14 protein-coding genes and 1 pseudogene are annotated in these 15,155 nt (G+C 72.7%); 7 read left to right on the top strand and 8 right to left on the bottom strand.

From position 1 onward, the window contains the following. The first annotated feature begins 164 nt into the window (after positions 1 to 164). Complete coding sequence (gene cpt / locus ACF073_RS22250; protein WP_392072514.1) at positions 165 to 698, top strand: chloramphenicol phosphotransferase CPT; 534 nt, start codon at positions 165 to 167, stop codon at positions 696 to 698. Positions 699 to 956: 258 nt separating this feature from the next. On the opposite strand, the gene ACF073_RS22245 is transcribed toward cpt, so the two are convergent. Next, a complete protein-coding gene (locus ACF073_RS22245) occupies positions 957 to 2,228 on the bottom strand; it encodes a CPBP family intramembrane glutamic endopeptidase (RefSeq protein ID WP_392072512.1) in 1,272 nt (423 codons plus the stop codon). Positions 2,229 to 2,386: 158 nt separating this feature from the next. Here ACF073_RS22245 and ACF073_RS22240 point away from each other — a divergent pair, with 158 nt between their 5' ends. The 3 genes from ACF073_RS22240 to ACF073_RS22230 all read left to right on the top strand — a co-directional run bounded on the left by ACF073_RS22240 (position 2,387) and on the right by ACF073_RS22230 (position 6,260). Further along, positions 2,387 to 4,771: a histidine kinase gene (locus tag ACF073_RS22240; RefSeq protein ID WP_392072510.1), complete on the top strand. Its 2,385-nt coding sequence runs from the start codon at positions 2,387 to 2,389 to the stop codon at positions 4,769 to 4,771. Then, complete coding sequence (locus ACF073_RS22235; protein WP_392072509.1) at positions 4,768 to 5,427, top strand: response regulator; 660 nt, start codon at positions 4,768 to 4,770, stop codon at positions 5,425 to 5,427. The genes ACF073_RS22240 and ACF073_RS22235 overlap by 4 nt, the downstream gene beginning before the upstream one ends. 83 nt (positions 5,428 to 5,510) lie before the next feature. Continuing rightward, positions 5,511 to 6,260 (top strand): SDR family oxidoreductase, encoded by a 750-nt coding sequence (locus ACF073_RS22230; RefSeq protein ID WP_392072506.1) that lies wholly within the window; start codon positions 5,511 to 5,513, stop codon positions 6,258 to 6,260. Positions 6,261 to 6,482: 222 nt separating this feature from the next. On the opposite strand, the gene ACF073_RS22225 is transcribed toward ACF073_RS22230, so the two are convergent. Continuing rightward, positions 6,483 to 8,078, bottom strand: a complete 1,596-nt coding sequence (locus ACF073_RS22225) for an MFS transporter (RefSeq protein ID WP_392072505.1) — start codon at positions 8,076 to 8,078, stop codon at positions 6,483 to 6,485. 89 nt (positions 8,079 to 8,167) lie between these two features. Here ACF073_RS22225 and ACF073_RS22220 point away from each other — a divergent pair, with 89 nt between their 5' ends. After that, positions 8,168 to 8,533, top strand: coding sequence for a winged helix-turn-helix transcriptional regulator (locus tag ACF073_RS22220; RefSeq protein ID WP_392072503.1), 366 nt, complete (start codon positions 8,168 to 8,170; stop codon positions 8,531 to 8,533). A gap of 27 nt (positions 8,534 to 8,560) precedes the next feature. Here the strand turns inward: ACF073_RS22220 and ACF073_RS22215 are convergent, their stop codons facing one another. The 6 genes from ACF073_RS22215 to ACF073_RS22190 all read right to left on the bottom strand — a co-directional run bounded on the left by ACF073_RS22215 (position 8,561) and on the right by ACF073_RS22190 (position 13,614). Beyond that, entirely contained in the window at positions 8,561 to 9,172 is a 612-nt protein-coding gene (locus tag ACF073_RS22215; RefSeq protein WP_392072501.1) for a malonic semialdehyde reductase, read from the bottom strand. 11 nt (positions 9,173 to 9,183) lie between these two features. Further along, positions 9,184 to 10,497 (bottom strand): NtaA/DmoA family FMN-dependent monooxygenase, encoded by a 1,314-nt coding sequence (locus ACF073_RS22210; protein ID WP_392072499.1) that lies wholly within the window; start codon positions 10,495 to 10,497, stop codon positions 9,184 to 9,186. After that, positions 10,494 to 11,360 carry a creatininase family protein gene (locus ACF073_RS22205; protein ID WP_392072498.1) on the bottom strand — a complete coding sequence of 289 codons (867 nt, stop codon included), beginning with the start codon at positions 11,358 to 11,360 and terminating at the stop codon, positions 10,494 to 10,496. The genes ACF073_RS22210 and ACF073_RS22205 overlap by 4 nt, the downstream gene beginning before the upstream one ends. Beyond that, positions 11,357 to 12,238, bottom strand: a complete 882-nt coding sequence (locus ACF073_RS22200) for a dihydroorotate dehydrogenase (RefSeq protein WP_392072496.1) — start codon at positions 12,236 to 12,238, stop codon at positions 11,357 to 11,359. The genes ACF073_RS22205 and ACF073_RS22200 overlap by 4 nt, the downstream gene beginning before the upstream one ends. A gap of 51 nt (positions 12,239 to 12,289) precedes the next feature. Next, a complete protein-coding gene (locus tag ACF073_RS22195; protein ID WP_392072494.1) occupies positions 12,290 to 12,853 on the bottom strand; it encodes a nucleoside 2-deoxyribosyltransferase in 564 nt (187 codons plus the stop codon). 242 nt (positions 12,854 to 13,095) lie between these two features. Further along, positions 13,096 to 13,614 (bottom strand): flavin reductase family protein, encoded by a 519-nt coding sequence (locus ACF073_RS22190; RefSeq protein WP_392072492.1) that lies wholly within the window; start codon positions 13,612 to 13,614, stop codon positions 13,096 to 13,098. Positions 13,615 to 13,780: 166 nt separating this feature from the next. On the opposite strand from ACF073_RS22190, the gene ACF073_RS22185 reads away from it, so the two are divergent. Then, positions 13,781 to 14,752, top strand: coding sequence for an Lrp/AsnC family transcriptional regulator (locus ACF073_RS22185; protein WP_392072490.1), 972 nt, complete (start codon positions 13,781 to 13,783; stop codon positions 14,750 to 14,752). 41 nt (positions 14,753 to 14,793) lie between these two features. Further along, positions 14,794 to 15,155 (top strand): annotated as a pseudogene (locus tag ACF073_RS22180) (CTP synthase); the annotation flags it as partial.

The following is a 15,155-nucleotide window of genomic DNA, read 5'->3' as shown; positions in this document are numbered from 1 at the left end:
CTTGTCGGTCCGGTCGATCCGCGTCACCCGGGTGAGGACACGGACCCCCGGCCGCCGGAAAGATCTTCCACCAGCCGGGCGCGCGGCACGTCGAGCCGCCGCTCCGGCGTGCCGTCCTGCCAGACCGACCACGGTGGTCGGCGAAGGTTCCGTACTGTGGCACGGTGACGACTCAGGTGATCCTTCTCAACGGTGGTTCCAGCTCCGGGAAGTCCGGGATCGTGCGCTGTCTGCAAACACTGCTGCCCGATCCCTGGCTGGCCTTCGGGATCGACTCGCTCGTCGACGCGCTGCCCGCGAAGCTCAGGGGAGCGGACGGCGGGATCGAGTTCGCCACGGACGGTGGGGTACGCGTCGGGGCCGACTTCCGGACGCTGGAGGCCGCCTGGATGGCAGGCGTCGCGGCGACGGCACGCGCCGGCGCCAGGGTCGTCGTCGACGACGTGTTCCTCGGTGGCGCGGCCTCCCAGCGGCGGTGGTGGAAGGCCCTGGACGGGCTTGAGGTGCTGTGGGTCGGTGTCCGCTGTGCGGCCTCGGTCGCCGCGGAACGTGAGATCGCCCGAGGAGACCGGGACCAGGGCATGGCCGCCTCCCAGGCCGACGTGGTGCACGAGGGCGTGGAGTACGACCTGGAGGTCGACACGCCCCACCAGGAGTCCCTCGCATGCGCGCGGATCATCGCCACCCGCCTCGGTTGACCGGCAGAGCGGGCTGTGCGGACTGTACGGGCGGGGTGGGCCGTACGGGCCGTGCGGGCAGGACGAGCGGTGCGGATGACCCGGATCGTGGACGTCCTTCGGCACGCCGCGCAGACTGCTGTCCGCACTTGGCGGCCGTGGACCGGGAGTTCGCCCGCGCGGCACGGACGCCACCGACGCCGTCACCACCCTGGCCACCCTTACGCGGCGCACCTCCCCGCAGACCGCCGCGGCGCCGACACCGGCAGGCGCCCTGGCTCAAGCGCGAGCCGAGCTGCCCCCGCCCTCACCCCCGCCCGCGTTCGGAGCCGATGGCGGAAGGGCCGCACCCTGACCAGACTCACCCGGCCACGGCGCGGCAGCGGACCTACCCTGCCCCGGCCCGCCCGCCGCCGACGGAGCACCGAACGAACCTTGCCCAGGGCCGCCCGCCCCCGGCGGAGTTACGAACGAGCCTTGCCCGGGCCCGCCCGCCCCCGGCGGAGCGACGTACGGCCCATGGCCGCCGGGATGGACCGGCCACGGTGTCGGTACCGACGCACCGGGAGCCGGGTACCCGGGCCACTGCGGCGGCATGGGGACGCCGGCGTAGGCCGCAGGGAAGGCCGGTGGCTGCGGGGCCGCGGCCGTCCGCTGCAGTCGCCGGCGGCGCAGCCACCAGGCCACGGCCGCCGTGTACAGCGCGATGCCCACTACGTCGAACACGACCAGCTGCCAGCTCGCGTCGGCCGCCGTCTCGTCGCTGCTGAGCCCGTCGACGACGGCGGCGGAGACACCGAAGGCGAGGACGTTGTTGACCGCGTGCAGGGCGATGGACGCCTCCAGGCCGCCCGTCCGCCAGGTCAGCCAGCCCGCGGCCACTCCGAACACCACCAGGTCCACGAAGCCCCAGGCGGTGCCCCAGCCGTGGGCGGCGGCGAACAGGACCGCCTGGGGTACGAGCGCGATCCAGGGTGAGCGCAGGAACGCCCCGGCGGTCTGGGTGAGCCAGCCGCGGAAGACGTACTCCTCGGCAGCTGCCTGCAGCGGCACCAGTACCACCAGCATGGCGAGGGCCCGTACGAAGGCGGACCACCCCACCCACTGGCCCTCCGGGTCACCGGGCTCAGCGGGCAGCAGGAACATGGCGCCCATCGCCAGGCCGAGGATCGGCACGGCGGTCAGCGCACACAGCGCCAGCCAGCGCCATCTCAGCCGCCCGGTCACGGAGGAGACCGTGCCGGCGGGCCGGCCGCCGATCCAGCGCACGATCAGCAGCAGCACGGGTATGCCCGCCGCGATCGTGAGCAGGTCCACCGCGGTGCCGGCGACGGGGCCGAACTCCGGCCAGCCGTCGGCGTCTTCCGCGTAGCCCATGCCGGCCCCCAGGGCCGCGACGACGATCATGAGCACGATCAGAGTGATCATGTATGCCACGGCCACGACCACGGTCCCGAGCAGGGGGCGCCACCACCGGTAGCGCGGTGCCAGGCGGGCCAGGCGGGCCAGGCGGTGGTACGGGAGTTGCTCGGCGAGCAGTGGCTGTGTCATGCCGTCAGCCTGACCGAAGACGCCCCCGCGCGCCATCGACCCCCGGCATGATCCGGTGTCTCCATCCTCGGGTGGTGTCTCTATCCCAGGGTGGAGACGGACCTCGGCCTCAGGCCCGGTGCCTGCCGCACGAGCCGGACTTTACGCTCGTGGGTGACATGGAGACGACACGCACCTGGCTTCTGCCCCTGCTGCTGGCGGCCGGGCAGGGCGCCCTGCTCTGGTCCGGGGTCGGCCCGGACGGCCCGACGGGCCCGCCGGGCCTTCTCGGCATGCTCGGCCTGGTGAGCGCGTCGGCCGTGGAGGCCGTCGCGCTGGGGTGGCGCCGCAGCGCTCCCCTGCGGGCGCTGGCCGGCACCCTGGCCGCCCTGGTGCTCGGCGGGCTCGTCCGGCCGGACGGCTACCTCGGCATCGGCCCGCTGATCGCCCTGTACTCCGTCGCCGTGCGCTGCCCGGTACCGGTGACGGTGCGCGCCCTCGCCGGGGCCGTGGGCGTCGAGTGGCTGCTGTCCGCCGTGCAGGAGGGGCCGCGGGCCCCGCTGCTGTCGTCCATGGCGGTCGCCCTGGGCGTGTACGTGCTGTGCGCGGGGCTCGGCGAGACCCGGCGGCAGTGGCTCGCCGGACGGCTGACGGCGACCCGGCGGCTGGCCGGGGCGGAGCACACCCGCCGGCTGGCGGGCGACCACGAACGCCGGCGTCTCGCCCGGGAGCTGCACGATGTGAGCGCCCATCACCTCACCTCGGTCGTGGTGACAGTCGATGCCGCCAGCAGGCTGCAGGACAGCAGGCCCGACCTGGCCGCCGAGGCGCTGTCCTTCGCGGAACGCACCGGTGCCGAGACCCTCACGGCGCTGCAACGCCTCGTCGGACTGCTGTGGGTGGCCGACCGCCCTGACCACCGGCCGATGAGCGGGCGGATCGAGGAACTGGTCGCGGGTTTCGGCAGGCTGGGGCGGCCGGTCACCGCACAGCTCCCCGACGACCTGGCCGGTCCGCCTGCCGAGGCGGTCCACGGCATCGTCCGCGAGGCCCTCACCAACACGCTGCGGTACGCGCCGGGCGCCGCCACGCGGGTGCTGGTGCGGCGGACGGACGGCCTGCTCGAACTGACCGTGGAGAACGCGCCGCCGCGCACCGCACCGCAGGGCTCCGGGGACCTCGGCGGAGGGCGCGGAGTGGCCGGGATGCGGGAGCGGGCCGCCGCGGCGGGGGGCGAACTGACCGCAGGCCCCACCCGGGAGGGCGGCTGGCTGGTCCGCGCGACGCTGCCCGACGGCGCCGCACCACGACGGCCCGACGAGCACGGCTGGCGGCGTGATGTGCTGCGCGAGCAGCGGCTCGCCGATCCCGCCCTCGCTTTCGCGGCGATGATCCTGCCCGTGTCCTGCATACTCGGGCTCACCGAGGACTGGTCGGCCGCCATGCGCAGGGCCGCGCTCCCGGCGCTGCTGGTGGTGTGCGGACTTCTGGTGCTGCACGCGCTGCCGCTGCTGTGGCGCAGGCGTGCTCCGTGGGCCGCCTTCCTCGCCGTACTGGCGACGGCCTGGCTGGGGCCGGTGGCCGTCTCGGCGCTGCGTCTTCCGTCCCACGCCGCGCAGTTCCTCGCCTGCGGGCTGCTCGTGGAGACACTGGCCGTGTACGCGATCGCCGCCTTCGGGCAGGGGGCGGGGCGCACCTGGCCCGTGCCGCTCGTCGCGGCGTTCAGTGCGGCCGGTTCCCTGACGCTCGCGTCGTACGCCGACGGTTCGATGGCGGGTGAGCCCACGGGCCCGGGCGAGGCCGTGCTGCTGGCCTGCTTCTTGTCCGTCCTGACCGCCCCGCTCTTCGCGGCCCTGTGGGGTGCCGGGCTGATCGTCCGGCGCCGGCGGCTGCGCGCCCTGGCCTACGACGACTTCGCGTTCGCCAGCTCGATGTGGCACGCGGACCGGGCCGCCGCCGCCGAACGGCAGCGGCTGGCGGCGACGCTGCACGACGCCGTGCTGGCGCACACCCGGGCCCTCATGGGCGCGGCCGGGCGCGGTGACCTGGCGGAGGTGGCCGGCACGGCCAGGGCGGCGCTGGCCGCGATGCGGGAGATGCTGCACAGCCTGGGCGACGCGGGTGCGGACGGCGACGGCGACGGCGGCGGCACGGGGCCCGGTGGCCGGCTGGCCCCCTCGCCGACAGCGGCCGACCTGGACGCGTTGTGCGACGCGCTGTGCCGCGGCGGGCGTGACGTACGGCTGCGGGGCCTGCCCGAGGCCGCCCGGGACCTGCCGCCGTCCGTGCAGGTCTCGGTCTACCGGATCGTCGAAGCGGCGCTGGGCGCGGGCGATCCCGGACCGGCCCGGGTGAGCCTGCGGCGCCGCCGGGGCACACTGCGGATCACCGTGAAGGGCGTCCGGCTCGCCGTCGCGGGCCCGGTCGCCGAACGCCTGCGGGTGCAGGTCGCCGCCGGTGAGGGGCGGATCCAGTGCGAGCCGGCCGGTACGCTACGGGTGTCGTTGCCGGCCGGAGCCGTTCCGGCCCCCGTCCAGGAGGTGTTCCCGTCGCCATACGCGTGATCGTCGTCGACGACCAGGCCGTGGTCCGGGCCGGGTTCGCGGCCATCGTGGACGCCGAACCCGATCTGACGGTGGTCGCCGAGGCGGGCGACGGGGCGACGGCCGTGTCGCTCGCCGCGGCCCGGGAGGCCGATGTCGTCCTGATGGACATCCGGATGCCTGGCATGGACGGACTCACCGCGACCCGGCTGATCACGGCGTCGGCCGGCGGCCCGCGGGTCCTGGTGCTCACCACGTTCGACCTGGACGAGTACGTGTACGAGGCGCTGCGTGCCGGGGCGTCCGGGTTCCTGCTGAAGGACGCCAGGCCCGAGGACCTGTTGTCCGCGATCCGGGTGGTCGCGGACGGCGAAGGCATCCTGGCACCCGCCGTGACCCGCCGGCTCATCGACACCTTCGCGCGCAGTGCCCCGCCCCCGCCGTCCGCCGCCGGGCCCCTCGGTCAGCTCACCCAGCGCGAGCGGGAGGTCCTGCTGAAGATCGCCTCCGGGCTGACCAACGCCGAGATCGGCGCCGAACTCGGTGTCACCACGGGCACGGTCAAGAGCCATGTGAACGCCCTGTTGTCCAAACTCGGCCTGCGCGACCGGGTGCAGGCCACCATCCTCGCCTACGACACCGGACTGATCAGCCCGCGCGGGGCGGGGCAGGGCTGACCGGGCGCCACCGCACCGAGGCCGCCGAGGTCGACGTCCGTTCGCCGCCGGTGTCCGCCATGGCCCTCGGGTGGGATGGGGTCATGACTTCACGAACTGAACCGAACGGCAGGACGGCACTGGTCACCGGCGGCAGCCGGGGCATCGGCGCGGCGACGGCACTGCGGCTGGCACGCGACGGCGCGGACGTGGCGGTGACCTATGTGCACGGCAAGGACGCGGCCGAGAAGGTCGTACGGGACATCGAGGCGCTGGGGCGGCGGGCGGTGGCGCTGCGCGCGGACTCCGCCGACGCGGCGGAGGCGGCGGGCGCGGTGCGGCGCGCGGCGGAGGAACTGGGCGGCCTTGACGTCCTGGTGAGCAATGCGGCGGTCGGACTGATGGGGCCGCTGGAGGGCTTGTCCCTCGCCGACATCGACCGGCTCCTCGCCGTGAACGTGCGCGGAGTGTTCCTGGCCGCCCAGTCCGCCGCCGGACTCATGGGGCCCGGCGGCCGGATCATCACCATCGGCAGCTGTGTCGCCGGGCGCGTGCCGGGGCCCGGGGCCACGTTGTACGCGATGAGCAAGTCGGCCATGGTCGGGCTGACGAAGGCGCTGGCCCGGGAGCTGGCCGGTCGCGGCATCACGGCGAACGTCGTGCACCCCGGCCCGACCGACACCGACATGAACCCCGCGGACGGCCCGTACGCCTCCGGTCAGGCGGCCATGACGGCGCTCGGCCGCTTCGGCACGGCCGAGGAGGTGGCCTCCCTGGTGGCCTTCCTCACGGGTCCGGACGCGGCTTACGTCACGGGCGCGGAGTTCTCGGTGGACGGGGGGTACGGGGCCTGACGGGATGACACTTCACGGAGACCGACGCTCGGCCTGACCGAGGCGGCCGGGGCGGGTACGCGGCGGGCGGCTACGGCACGCGGCCCGACCCGGGCGGGGCCGGCGCCACAGGCCGGACCGGGTGTCCCCTCCGGCTCCCGGCCTCCAGAAGGTCACAGGCCGGGAGGCGCGTTGCCCGCCGGGGTGCCGCCGTCGCGTGTGCGGCACCCCGGGAGGGTGGTCTCAGGTCTCTCCGCCGGCCGCGGAGTCGTCGGCCGGGCGGGGGCGCAGGAGCAGGGCCGCCAGCAGGGCGGTGCCGGCCAGGCCGAACGCGGCGATGGTGGTCACCGCGGTGAACCCGCGGTCGTAGGCGTGCTGTCCGGCGCGCAGCAAGGTGTCGGCGGTGCGCTGCGGCAGGTGCGGGGCCAGTCCCTCCATCGCCGCGAAGGACTTCTCGGCCGTGGCCCGTTCGCCGGGGTCGAGTCCGGGGACGGACGGCAGCCCGGTGCGGTAGGCGGCGGTCAGTACCGTGCCGAGGACGGCGACGCCGAGGCCCGCGCCGAGTTCGAAGGAGGTCTCCTGGATCGCCGCCGCCTCCCCGGACCGCTCCGGCTGGGCCGCGCTCATGATGGAGTCGGCGCCGAGGGTCATCACGATGCCGGCGCCGTATCCCGCGCAGACCAGCGGGGCCAGCAGGGCGACGTACCGGCCGGTGTCTCCGGTGAGGGCGATGACGGCCATGGCGAGGGCGAAGAGCGCGAGCGCCGCCGTGAGCGACCACCGGTTGCCCCAGCGGCCGGAGGCCCAGGGTGCCGTGACGGCGCCGACCGCGTTGGCGGCGGCCAGCGGCATGAGCGCGAGACCGGCGCGCAGCGGGGAGTACTCGCCGACCTGCTGGAGCCACTGGGTGAGGAAGAACAGCAGCGCCACATAGCTGCCGAAGCAGCCGATCACACACAGGGTCGCGGTGGTGAACCGACGCTCGCGGAACAGGGTGAAGTCCAGCAGGGGTTCGGGGATGCGGCGCTGGCGGCGCACGAAGACGTACAGCAGCGCGGCGCCCGCGACGGCCGTGACGAGGATGACGGCGTCGACGCCCGCGTGTTCGCCGGCCTGCTTGAGGGCGTAGACCACGCCGGCCAGGCCGGTGACGGAGAGCGCCACGCTCGCCACGTCCCAGCGGCGCGGCTGCGGATTGCGGGACTCGGGGATCACCTTGGCGCCGACGGCCAGGATGACGACGATGACGGGCACGTTGATCAGGAAGACCGCGCCCCAGCCCCATTTCTCGGTGACGAGCCCGCCGACCAGGGGGCCGATGGTCGCGCCGACACTGTGCGCGGCGGTCCAGATGCCGATGGCCACGGCCCGTTCGCGGTCGTCGGCGAAGACGACCCGGATGATCGCCACCGTGGACGCCATGATCATGGCCGCGCCGACGCCGAGCGCGGCGCGTGCCGCGATCAGCTGCGCGGTGGTCGCGGCGAAGGCGCACGCCGTCGAGGCGAGGCCGAAGGTGAAGAAGCCGCTGAGCACCATGCGGCGCCGGCCGATCCGGTCGCCGAGCGTGCCGCAGGTCACCAGCAGCGCGGCGAGCGTGAGGGAGTAGACGTCGACGATCCACAGCAGCTGTGCGGGCGACGGTTCCAGCTCCTGGCTCATCCGGGGCACCGCGACATGCAGCACCGTGAGGTCGGTGCCGCACAGCAGCAGGCTGCCCGACACCACGGCGAGCACCAGCCAGCGCCTTCGGTGGATGCGGGCCGCCTCTTCCGACTCTGCCGTCTGTGCCGTTCCGCCGACCGTGCGCGGGGCTGCCGGCGCTTCCTTGTGTGACATATTCTCAGTTTCTGGAGGTACCGACTCGGGCCGCAAGTACGGTCTTTTCTGTGGCCTAGTGCCACTGGGTATACCAATGGAGGTCAACGGTGCGTTCGAGGGTCGAGGAATCACCGGATCAGTGCGCCGTCGAGTTCGCGATGGAGATTCTGGGGGGCCGCTGGAAACTGGCCATTCTGAAACAGCTGGTGGCCGGGACACATCGATTCGGCGAGCTGCGGCGTGCCCTGCCGGGTGTCACCCAGCGCATGCTGACCCGCCAGCTGCGCGAGCTGGAGGAGGACGGGCTGGTCTCCCGGACGGTGTACCGGGAGGTGCCGCCGCGGGTGGAGTACGCGCTCACCGACATCGGCCACAGCCTGGACGCCATCACCGACGAGCTGGACAAGTGGGGCCAGTGGTACCGCGATCAGGTGCGCGAGGCGGCACCGGCCGGCTCCCGGCCCCCGCTCTGAGGGCGGGGGCCGGACGGTCCGCGGGGATCACAGCGTCGTACAGGTCTCCTCGTACGACAGCCGGGGCCCGCGCGGCCGGGGCGGTGGCCCGGCGGGCCTGCCGATGTTCACCACGAGCAGCGCGCGCAGGTCGCCCTCCGGGAAGAATTCCCGGTTGACGCCCGCCTCGTCGAATCCGCTCATCGGGCCGGCTGCCAGACCGGCCGCGCGTATGCCGATGAGGAGATAAGCGGCCTGGAGCGCACCGTTGAGCAGCGCGGACCGTTCCCGCAGGGCGTCATTTCCGGTGTACAGATCGGCCGCGCCGGGAAACGCCGGGAATAGTTCCGGCAGTCTGCGGTGGAAACGGGTGTCCACCGCGAGAAGCGCGGTGAGCGGCGCCCGCAGGGTCTTTTCCCGGTTGCCCCGGGAGAGATGGGGCGCGAGCCGCTCGCGGCTCGCCGCCGAGCGCAGCAGGAGCAGGCGCAGCGGCTGCTGGTTGAACGCCGTCGGGCCGAGGCGTACCAGTTCGTGCACCGCCCTGACCGTCTCGTCGGAGACCGGCTCGTCGGTGAACCGGTCCGCGGTGCGGGCCTGCCGGAAGAGGAGGTCCTGGGCGGCCGGGTGCAGCGCGAGCGGTTGTGTGGTGGGCGTCGGCATCGCGGTGCCGGTCAGAATTCCGTGAGGTTCTGCCGGAGGGTGTTGCCCGGTGTGTAGGCGCTCCGGGTCAGTCCGCGCCGCTGGAGCGCCGGGACGAGGCCGTCCGTGACCTCGGCGATGTAGCGCCGGTTGAGCCGGAGCAGCGGTGTGGTGATCATGAACCCGTCGCCGCCGGCCTCCTCCATCACCTCGCCCATCCGCTCGGCGACCTGGTCCGGGGTGCCGACCAGGTCCACGGAGGACACCAGCCCGCCGGCCCCGTCGATGACCAGTTCCCGCAGGGTCTTGCCGCTCCCCCACTGCTGGAACTTGTCCAGGGTGCCCCGCTCGCCGTTGGTGGTGAGCTGGTGCGGCAGGGGCTTGTCCAGGTCGAACTGGGCGAAGTCGATCTCGGTGAGGGCCGACACCTGGGCCAGGATGTCCTGGATGAACTGCGGGGAGGAGACCATGCGGGCCTGCTTCTCGCGGGCGTCCTGCTCCGTCTCGCCGAGCGTCGGCGTGACGCAGAACAGCACCTTGATGGAGTCCGGGTCGCGGCCGTTCTCCGCGGCCTTGCGCCGTACGTCGTCGCGGAACTCCTTCATGCTCTGGGGGCCGCTGGCGATGGCGATGATGGAGTCCGCGTTGCGCGCGGCGAAGGCCCGGCCCCGCGGCGAGGCCCCGGCCTGGACGAACGCGGGCCGGTGCTGGGGCGAGGGGACCGTGTTGAGCGGGCCCCGCACGCTGAAGTACTTGCCCTGGAAGTGGACGGGCCGGACCTTGGTGTGGTCGGCGTAGACGCCGTTCTCCCGGTCCAGGACGACCGCGTCGGGGTCCCAGGACGCGAACAGCTGCTTGACGACGTCGACGTACTCGTCGGCCATCTCGTACCGGACGTCCCGCGGCGGCAGCTTGTCCATGCCGAAGTTCTGGGCGGCCAGGTCCTCGGCGCTGGTGACGATGTTCCAGCCGAAGCGTCCGCCGAGCATGCTGTCCATGGTGGAGGAGAGCCGGGCCGTCATGAACGGCGGGTAGGCCAGGGTGGACAGCGTGGCCACGACGCCGAGGCGGGTGGTGGCCAGGCCCATGGCGACGGCGAGCGGCACCGGGTCGTGCTTGGGGACGACCATGGCCTGCTTGAGGGCGGCCTCCGAGGTGCCGCCGTAGCTCTCCGGGACCATCAGCTTGTCCTCGACGATCACATAGTCGAAGCAGGCGCGTTCCAGGGCCTGGGCGACCTCGGTGTGGAACCGGCCGTCCCAGGGGGAGCCGCCGGTGCCGAAGGGGCCCTGCCAGTCGTCCGGGGTGAAGTTGAAGATGAAGGCGAGGTGGAACTTGCGGCTCACGGGTGCTGTCCTCCGGGCTGGGCGGTGCGGCGCTCGGCGGCGCGGGAACGTCGGTCGCTGGGCAGGGAGCGGCGGTCGGGGCGGGTCTGGGCGAAGAGCAGCCCCTCGCCCCCGCGGATCAGGCCGACCGCCTCGTCGAGCACATGGCGCAGGAGCTTCTCGCCCAGCGCGGCACTGGATCCCGAGGTCGAGGACAGGATGCCGCGGTTGCTGATCTGCTCGACGTCGACGGGGTGCAGATAGACACCGGCCCGGGGCGGCCGGTCGTGGTCCGGGCGCTCCTCGGTGACCAGCTCCGGGTGCAGGTGCAGCATCAGGCTGGTCTCGGTCACGCCGGCGTGCTCGGCGTGCCAGCCGGGGAACTCGGCGATCTCGGCGTCGGTCCAGGTGTCCCGTACCAGGCTCCACCAGCTGAACGCGAACACCTCGGTGCTGTCCAGCAGGCCCTGCTGGCGCACCTGGTCCAGCGCCTCGAAGAGGAAGGGCTCGTTCTCGAAGTGGCCGTTGACCACGACGAGGCGGGCCATGGGCAGCTGGGCCAGGGAGGTGAGCGTGTCCCGCAGGAAGTCGATCAGTGTGCCGCCGGTGACGTGCACGGTGCCGGGGAAGTAGAGGCCGCCGCCGCTCTGCGGGAGCGACCGGGCGCCGACGGCCTGCGCGGGCAGGGTGAAGGCGTCCAGTTCCCGGGCGATCCCGTCGGCGACGGCCTCGGCGAGGAGCAGGTCGACGGAGAGCGGCAGGTGCGGGCCGTGCTGTTCCACGGCTCCGATGGGCCACACCACCGTGCGGCCCCGTACCGCGTCGGTGACCTGTGTGCTCGTCAGGTCGGTCAGCCGCGCCGGTGCGGTGCGGTCGTGGCTCATGCCCTGGCCTCCTCGGGCGCGGGGGACACCGGTGCCTGGCTTCCGGGGCCCACGAGATCCCGGGTCTCCGCGAGGATGCGCTGGAGGGTGTCGTACATGTCGGTGTGCAGGGCCGTGTAGACCTGGGCGGCGCCTGCGCCGACAGCGAGGTAGTCGGCGACGTCCCGGCCGCCGGTGACCCCGCCGCTGGCCAGGATCGGCAGGTCGAAGCCGCGCCGGCGCAGCTGCCAGATGGCGGCGACGACCAGCGGTTTGATGCCGGGGCCCGAGTAGCCGAAGACACCGTCCAGTTCCAGGGCGCCGGTCTCGGGTGACACGGCGGCGCCGGCGATGGTGTCGCTGACGGTGATGGCGTCCGCGCCGCCCGCGATGGCCGCGCGGACCCGGTCGTGCAGACCCTCGCCGATGGCCAGTTTCACGGCGAGCGGGAGGCTGGTGCGGCCGCGGGTCTCGGCGGTGTAGGCGTAGACCCGGTCGGGGTTGTCGTCGTCGAGGCCGTCCTCCTCGTTCAGGCAGGAGATGCCCAGCTCCAGCGCCCGGCAGCCGGTGGACTCGACGTCCTTGGCGAGGGCGGCGAGTTCGGCGGGGCTGTCGGCGTGCAGGGAGGCGATGACGGGGAGGCCGTCCTCGGCGAACGAACGCAGCACTCCCAGCCAGTGGTTGACGGGGCGTTTGGAGTACGTGGTGCTGTTCAGCATGCCGACGGGCAGTCGCAGGATGCGCTCGTCGAGTCCGGTGGGCGGGCTGGGGTGGATGGTCTTGGTGACCACGGCACCCGCGCCCTTTTCGATCAGTCTGCGGATGTTGCGTTCCTGGTCCGTCAGCAACCCGGATCCCACGATCACGGGGTTGTCGATCGGCAGGCCCAGTACGGCCATGTCGGGCACTTCTCACTCCGTCCGGCGGATGGTTGCGGGGCGCTGGGCGGGTCAGGCGACGAGGCTGGCGCCGATCGCCTCGCGCTGCCGTTCGGTGGCCGCGAGGACGGCGTCGACCAGCAGTGCGGGCTTCTGCACGAAGTCGTCGAAGTCGATGACCTGGACCGCGCCCACCCGGTGCAGGCCCTTGAGCAGGTGGCTCGCGGACTCGGCGAACGGCTGCTTGGTGATCATCACGATCGGGCGGCCGAGCGCCGTGGCCCAGCCCAGCTCGACGTGGGTGCCGTCCGTGCGGCGCAGCGTGCCGTCGTCCAGCAGCGGCAGGACCGGGACGAAGACGTCGCACTTCCGCATCCAGCGGAAGTCACGCACCGACACCTGCTCCGGGGTGAAGGCCGCGGTCTGCTCCCCGAACTTCTCCACGACATGGGCCGAGAAGACGGTGGCACCGTGCTCGGTGACGGTGCCGATGGCGGTGGTGATGGCGTCCTGTAAGCCTCCTACGAACCCGGTGCTCAGGATGGCGTGCTGGATCGGGCCGCCGACGAACACGTCGAGGCCGCTCAGGACGCCGTCCGCCGGCTCGGGCACGTTGACAACGATGTTCTCCGCCATGTGCGGTGCTCCTCTTCAGGGATGGAACAGCCCCGGGAAAGGGCTGGTCGAGAGGCCGGGCCGCATGCGGGCGGCCCGGCACGGGGTGCGGGGTGCGGGGTGCAGGATCCGAGGGACGACGGCACCGGGGACCGGTGGATCACACGGCGGGCAGCTCGCGCTGCCGGCCGGCCGCCGGGACACCCGCGGGGAGCCGCGGGACCGGACGGCGGTCCGGATCCGTCGGGGAACCGATGGTCAGGTCATGTGATGTCGTCGAGGCGTGCGTACCGGCCCCGGTGGTACAGCAGCGGCCGGCGGTCCTCGGCCGGCGCGACGAGACGGCGTACGTCACCGATGACGAGGAGATGGTCGCCGCCGTCGTGCTCGGCGTACACCGTGCAGTCGATCCACGCGCAGGCGCCGACGAGCCGGGGCGAGCCCTCGGGTGACAGATCCCAGTCCACGTCGTGGAACTTGTCGCCGCCGGACCGGGCGAACCGGTCGCTGAGCCCCCGCTGTTGCTGTGCCAGCACATTGACGCAGAAGGAACCGCTTCCGCTGATCGCGGGCCAGCTGGCCGAGGTGCGGCTGACACACAGGACGACGCGTGGCGGGTCGAGCGACAGGGACGAGAACGCCTGACAGGTGAAACCCATCGGCGCCTCGGTCCCCATGCCGGTGACCACGGTGACGCCGCTACAGAAGTGCCCCATCACGGAGCGGAACTGATGGGAGGTGACCGGGTTGTCGACTGCTGCGGAGGTGCTCTCGCCTAACAAGCTCTGTCCTCTCGGCCTGATCGGCCTGTGCGGATACAAGAAGCTCACCACGCGTCACGGATTGGTGACGATACAACAGTCTGTCCCATGTGATCGGTTGCGACAACACCCCTTTTTTTCTTGATAAAGATCCTGCCATCATGGCGTCCCGATGAATGATTCCGACATGCTCGATGTAGTTGACCATCGAATCATCGCTGCGTTCCAGATCAACCCGCGGGCCGGTGTGGCGGAGGTCGGGCGCATCCTGGGCGAGCACGAGCGCTCCGTGGCCCGTCGGCTCCAGCGCCTGCTGGCCCTGGAAATCATCCGCTTCACGGCCGAGTACGACCGATTGCGCTGTCCCCTCGGCCATACCGCCTGGCTGCGCCTGAGGTCCCGGTCCGGTTGTCCGGAAGCCGTTGGTGACGCGTTGGCGCGGCGCGCGGAAGCGCTTAACGTCGCCGCTGTGAGCGGTGCGACGGGCCCTCTGTGGTGCGAACTCGCGGTGCCGTCCCGGCCGCTCCTGCACGCCCTGGCGGAAGGGGTCCCGGACCTCCCCGACGCGGAGGTGCTCGATGTGTGCCTCACGCTGCGTTCCTTCAAGACCGGAGCCGAGTGGTACGCCCCGGTTCTCACCGACGACGAGGAGAAGCTCTTGCGGGCCAGCCTGGTCCAGCCCCTGCCCGCGCTCGCGGACCGGTACCAGCTCACGCCCACCGACCAGCGGGTCGCCGGACTGCTGCGGGACAACGCCCGCGCCTCCCTCACCGACCTGGCCAGAGAGCTGGGCTTCTCCACGGCCACGGCGGGCCGCCGGGTCGCGTCGCTGCTGGAACGCCGGGTGCTGCGCCTGCGCACGCTGGTTGACCCGGCCCTGCTGGGCAGGCCGGCCAGGGCACTGCTGCGGCTGAAGGTCCGTCCGGCGGGACTGGAGAAGGTGAGCGCGACCCTGGCCGCGCACCGGGATGTGCACTCCTGTACCGCCGTGGCGGGACCGTACGGCCTCCTCGCGGAGGTGTGCCTCCCGCACGAGACGGATGTCTACGGCTTCCTCGTCGATGTCCTCGGGCCGGCCGAGGACGTGCTCGACCTGGACACCGGGATAGTCACCCGCACCTACACCTACGGCCCCGGCCCGGACGCCCCGCGCCGCTAGGTCCCAGCCCCTCGAATCACCGCGACCACGGGAGTCCCCTCTTGGCCACGCCGCCCGCCGCTTTTCGAACGAGCACGACGACCAAGCACATCTTCGTCACCGGGGGTGTCGCCTCCTCGCTCGGCAAGGGTCTGACCGCCTCCAGCCTGGGCATGCTGCTCAAGGCCCGCGGCCTGCGTGTCGTGATGCAGAAGCTCGACCCGTACCTGAACGTCGACCCCGGCACGATGAACCCCTTCCAGCACGGTGAGGTGTTCGTCACCAACGACGGCGCCGAGACCGACCTGGACATCGGCCACTACGAGCGTTTCCTCGACCGCGACCTGGACGGCTCGGCCAACGTCACCACCGGCCAGGTCTACTCCACCGTGATCGCCAAGGAGCGCCGCGGCGAGTACCTGGG

The organism is Streptomyces sp. NPDC015171 (assembly GCF_043079545.1).
Taxonomy (GTDB): Bacteria; Actinomycetota; Actinomycetes; order Streptomycetales; family Streptomycetaceae; genus Streptomyces.
Note: the sequence above shows the minus strand (reverse complement) of the source record. Positions and strands in the feature narration are given on the sequence as shown.

What these genes read in the sequence shown, in the direction of transcription:
- ACF073_RS22230 (WP_392072506.1), top strand. Translation starts at nt 5,511, where the DNA reads ATGACTTCACGAACTGAACCGAACGGCAGGACGGCACTGGTCACCGGC.
- ACF073_RS22225 (WP_392072505.1), bottom strand. Translation starts at nt 8,078, where the DNA reads ATGTCACACAAGGAAGCGCCGGCAGCCCCGCGCACGGTCGGCGGAACG.
- ACF073_RS22195 (WP_392072494.1), bottom strand. Translation starts at nt 12,853, where the DNA reads ATGGCGGAGAACATCGTTGTCAACGTGCCCGAGCCGGCGGACGGCGTC.
- ACF073_RS22240 (WP_392072510.1), top strand. Translation starts at nt 2,387, where the DNA reads ATGGAGACGACACGCACCTGGCTTCTGCCCCTGCTGCTGGCGGCCGGG.
- ACF073_RS22245 (WP_392072512.1), bottom strand. Translation starts at nt 2,228, where the DNA reads ATGACACAGCCACTGCTCGCCGAGCAACTCCCGTACCACCGCCTGGCC.
- ACF073_RS22205 (WP_392072498.1), bottom strand. Translation starts at nt 11,360, where the DNA reads ATGAGCCACGACCGCACCGCACCGGCGCGGCTGACCGACCTGACGAGC.
- ACF073_RS22185 (WP_392072490.1), top strand. Translation starts at nt 13,781, where the DNA reads ATGCTCGATGTAGTTGACCATCGAATCATCGCTGCGTTCCAGATCAAC.
- ACF073_RS22215 (WP_392072501.1), bottom strand. Translation starts at nt 9,172, where the DNA reads ATGCCGACGCCCACCACACAACCGCTCGCGCTGCACCCGGCCGCCCAG.
- ACF073_RS22200 (WP_392072496.1), bottom strand. Translation starts at nt 12,238, where the DNA reads ATGGCCGTACTGGGCCTGCCGATCGACAACCCCGTGATCGTGGGATCC.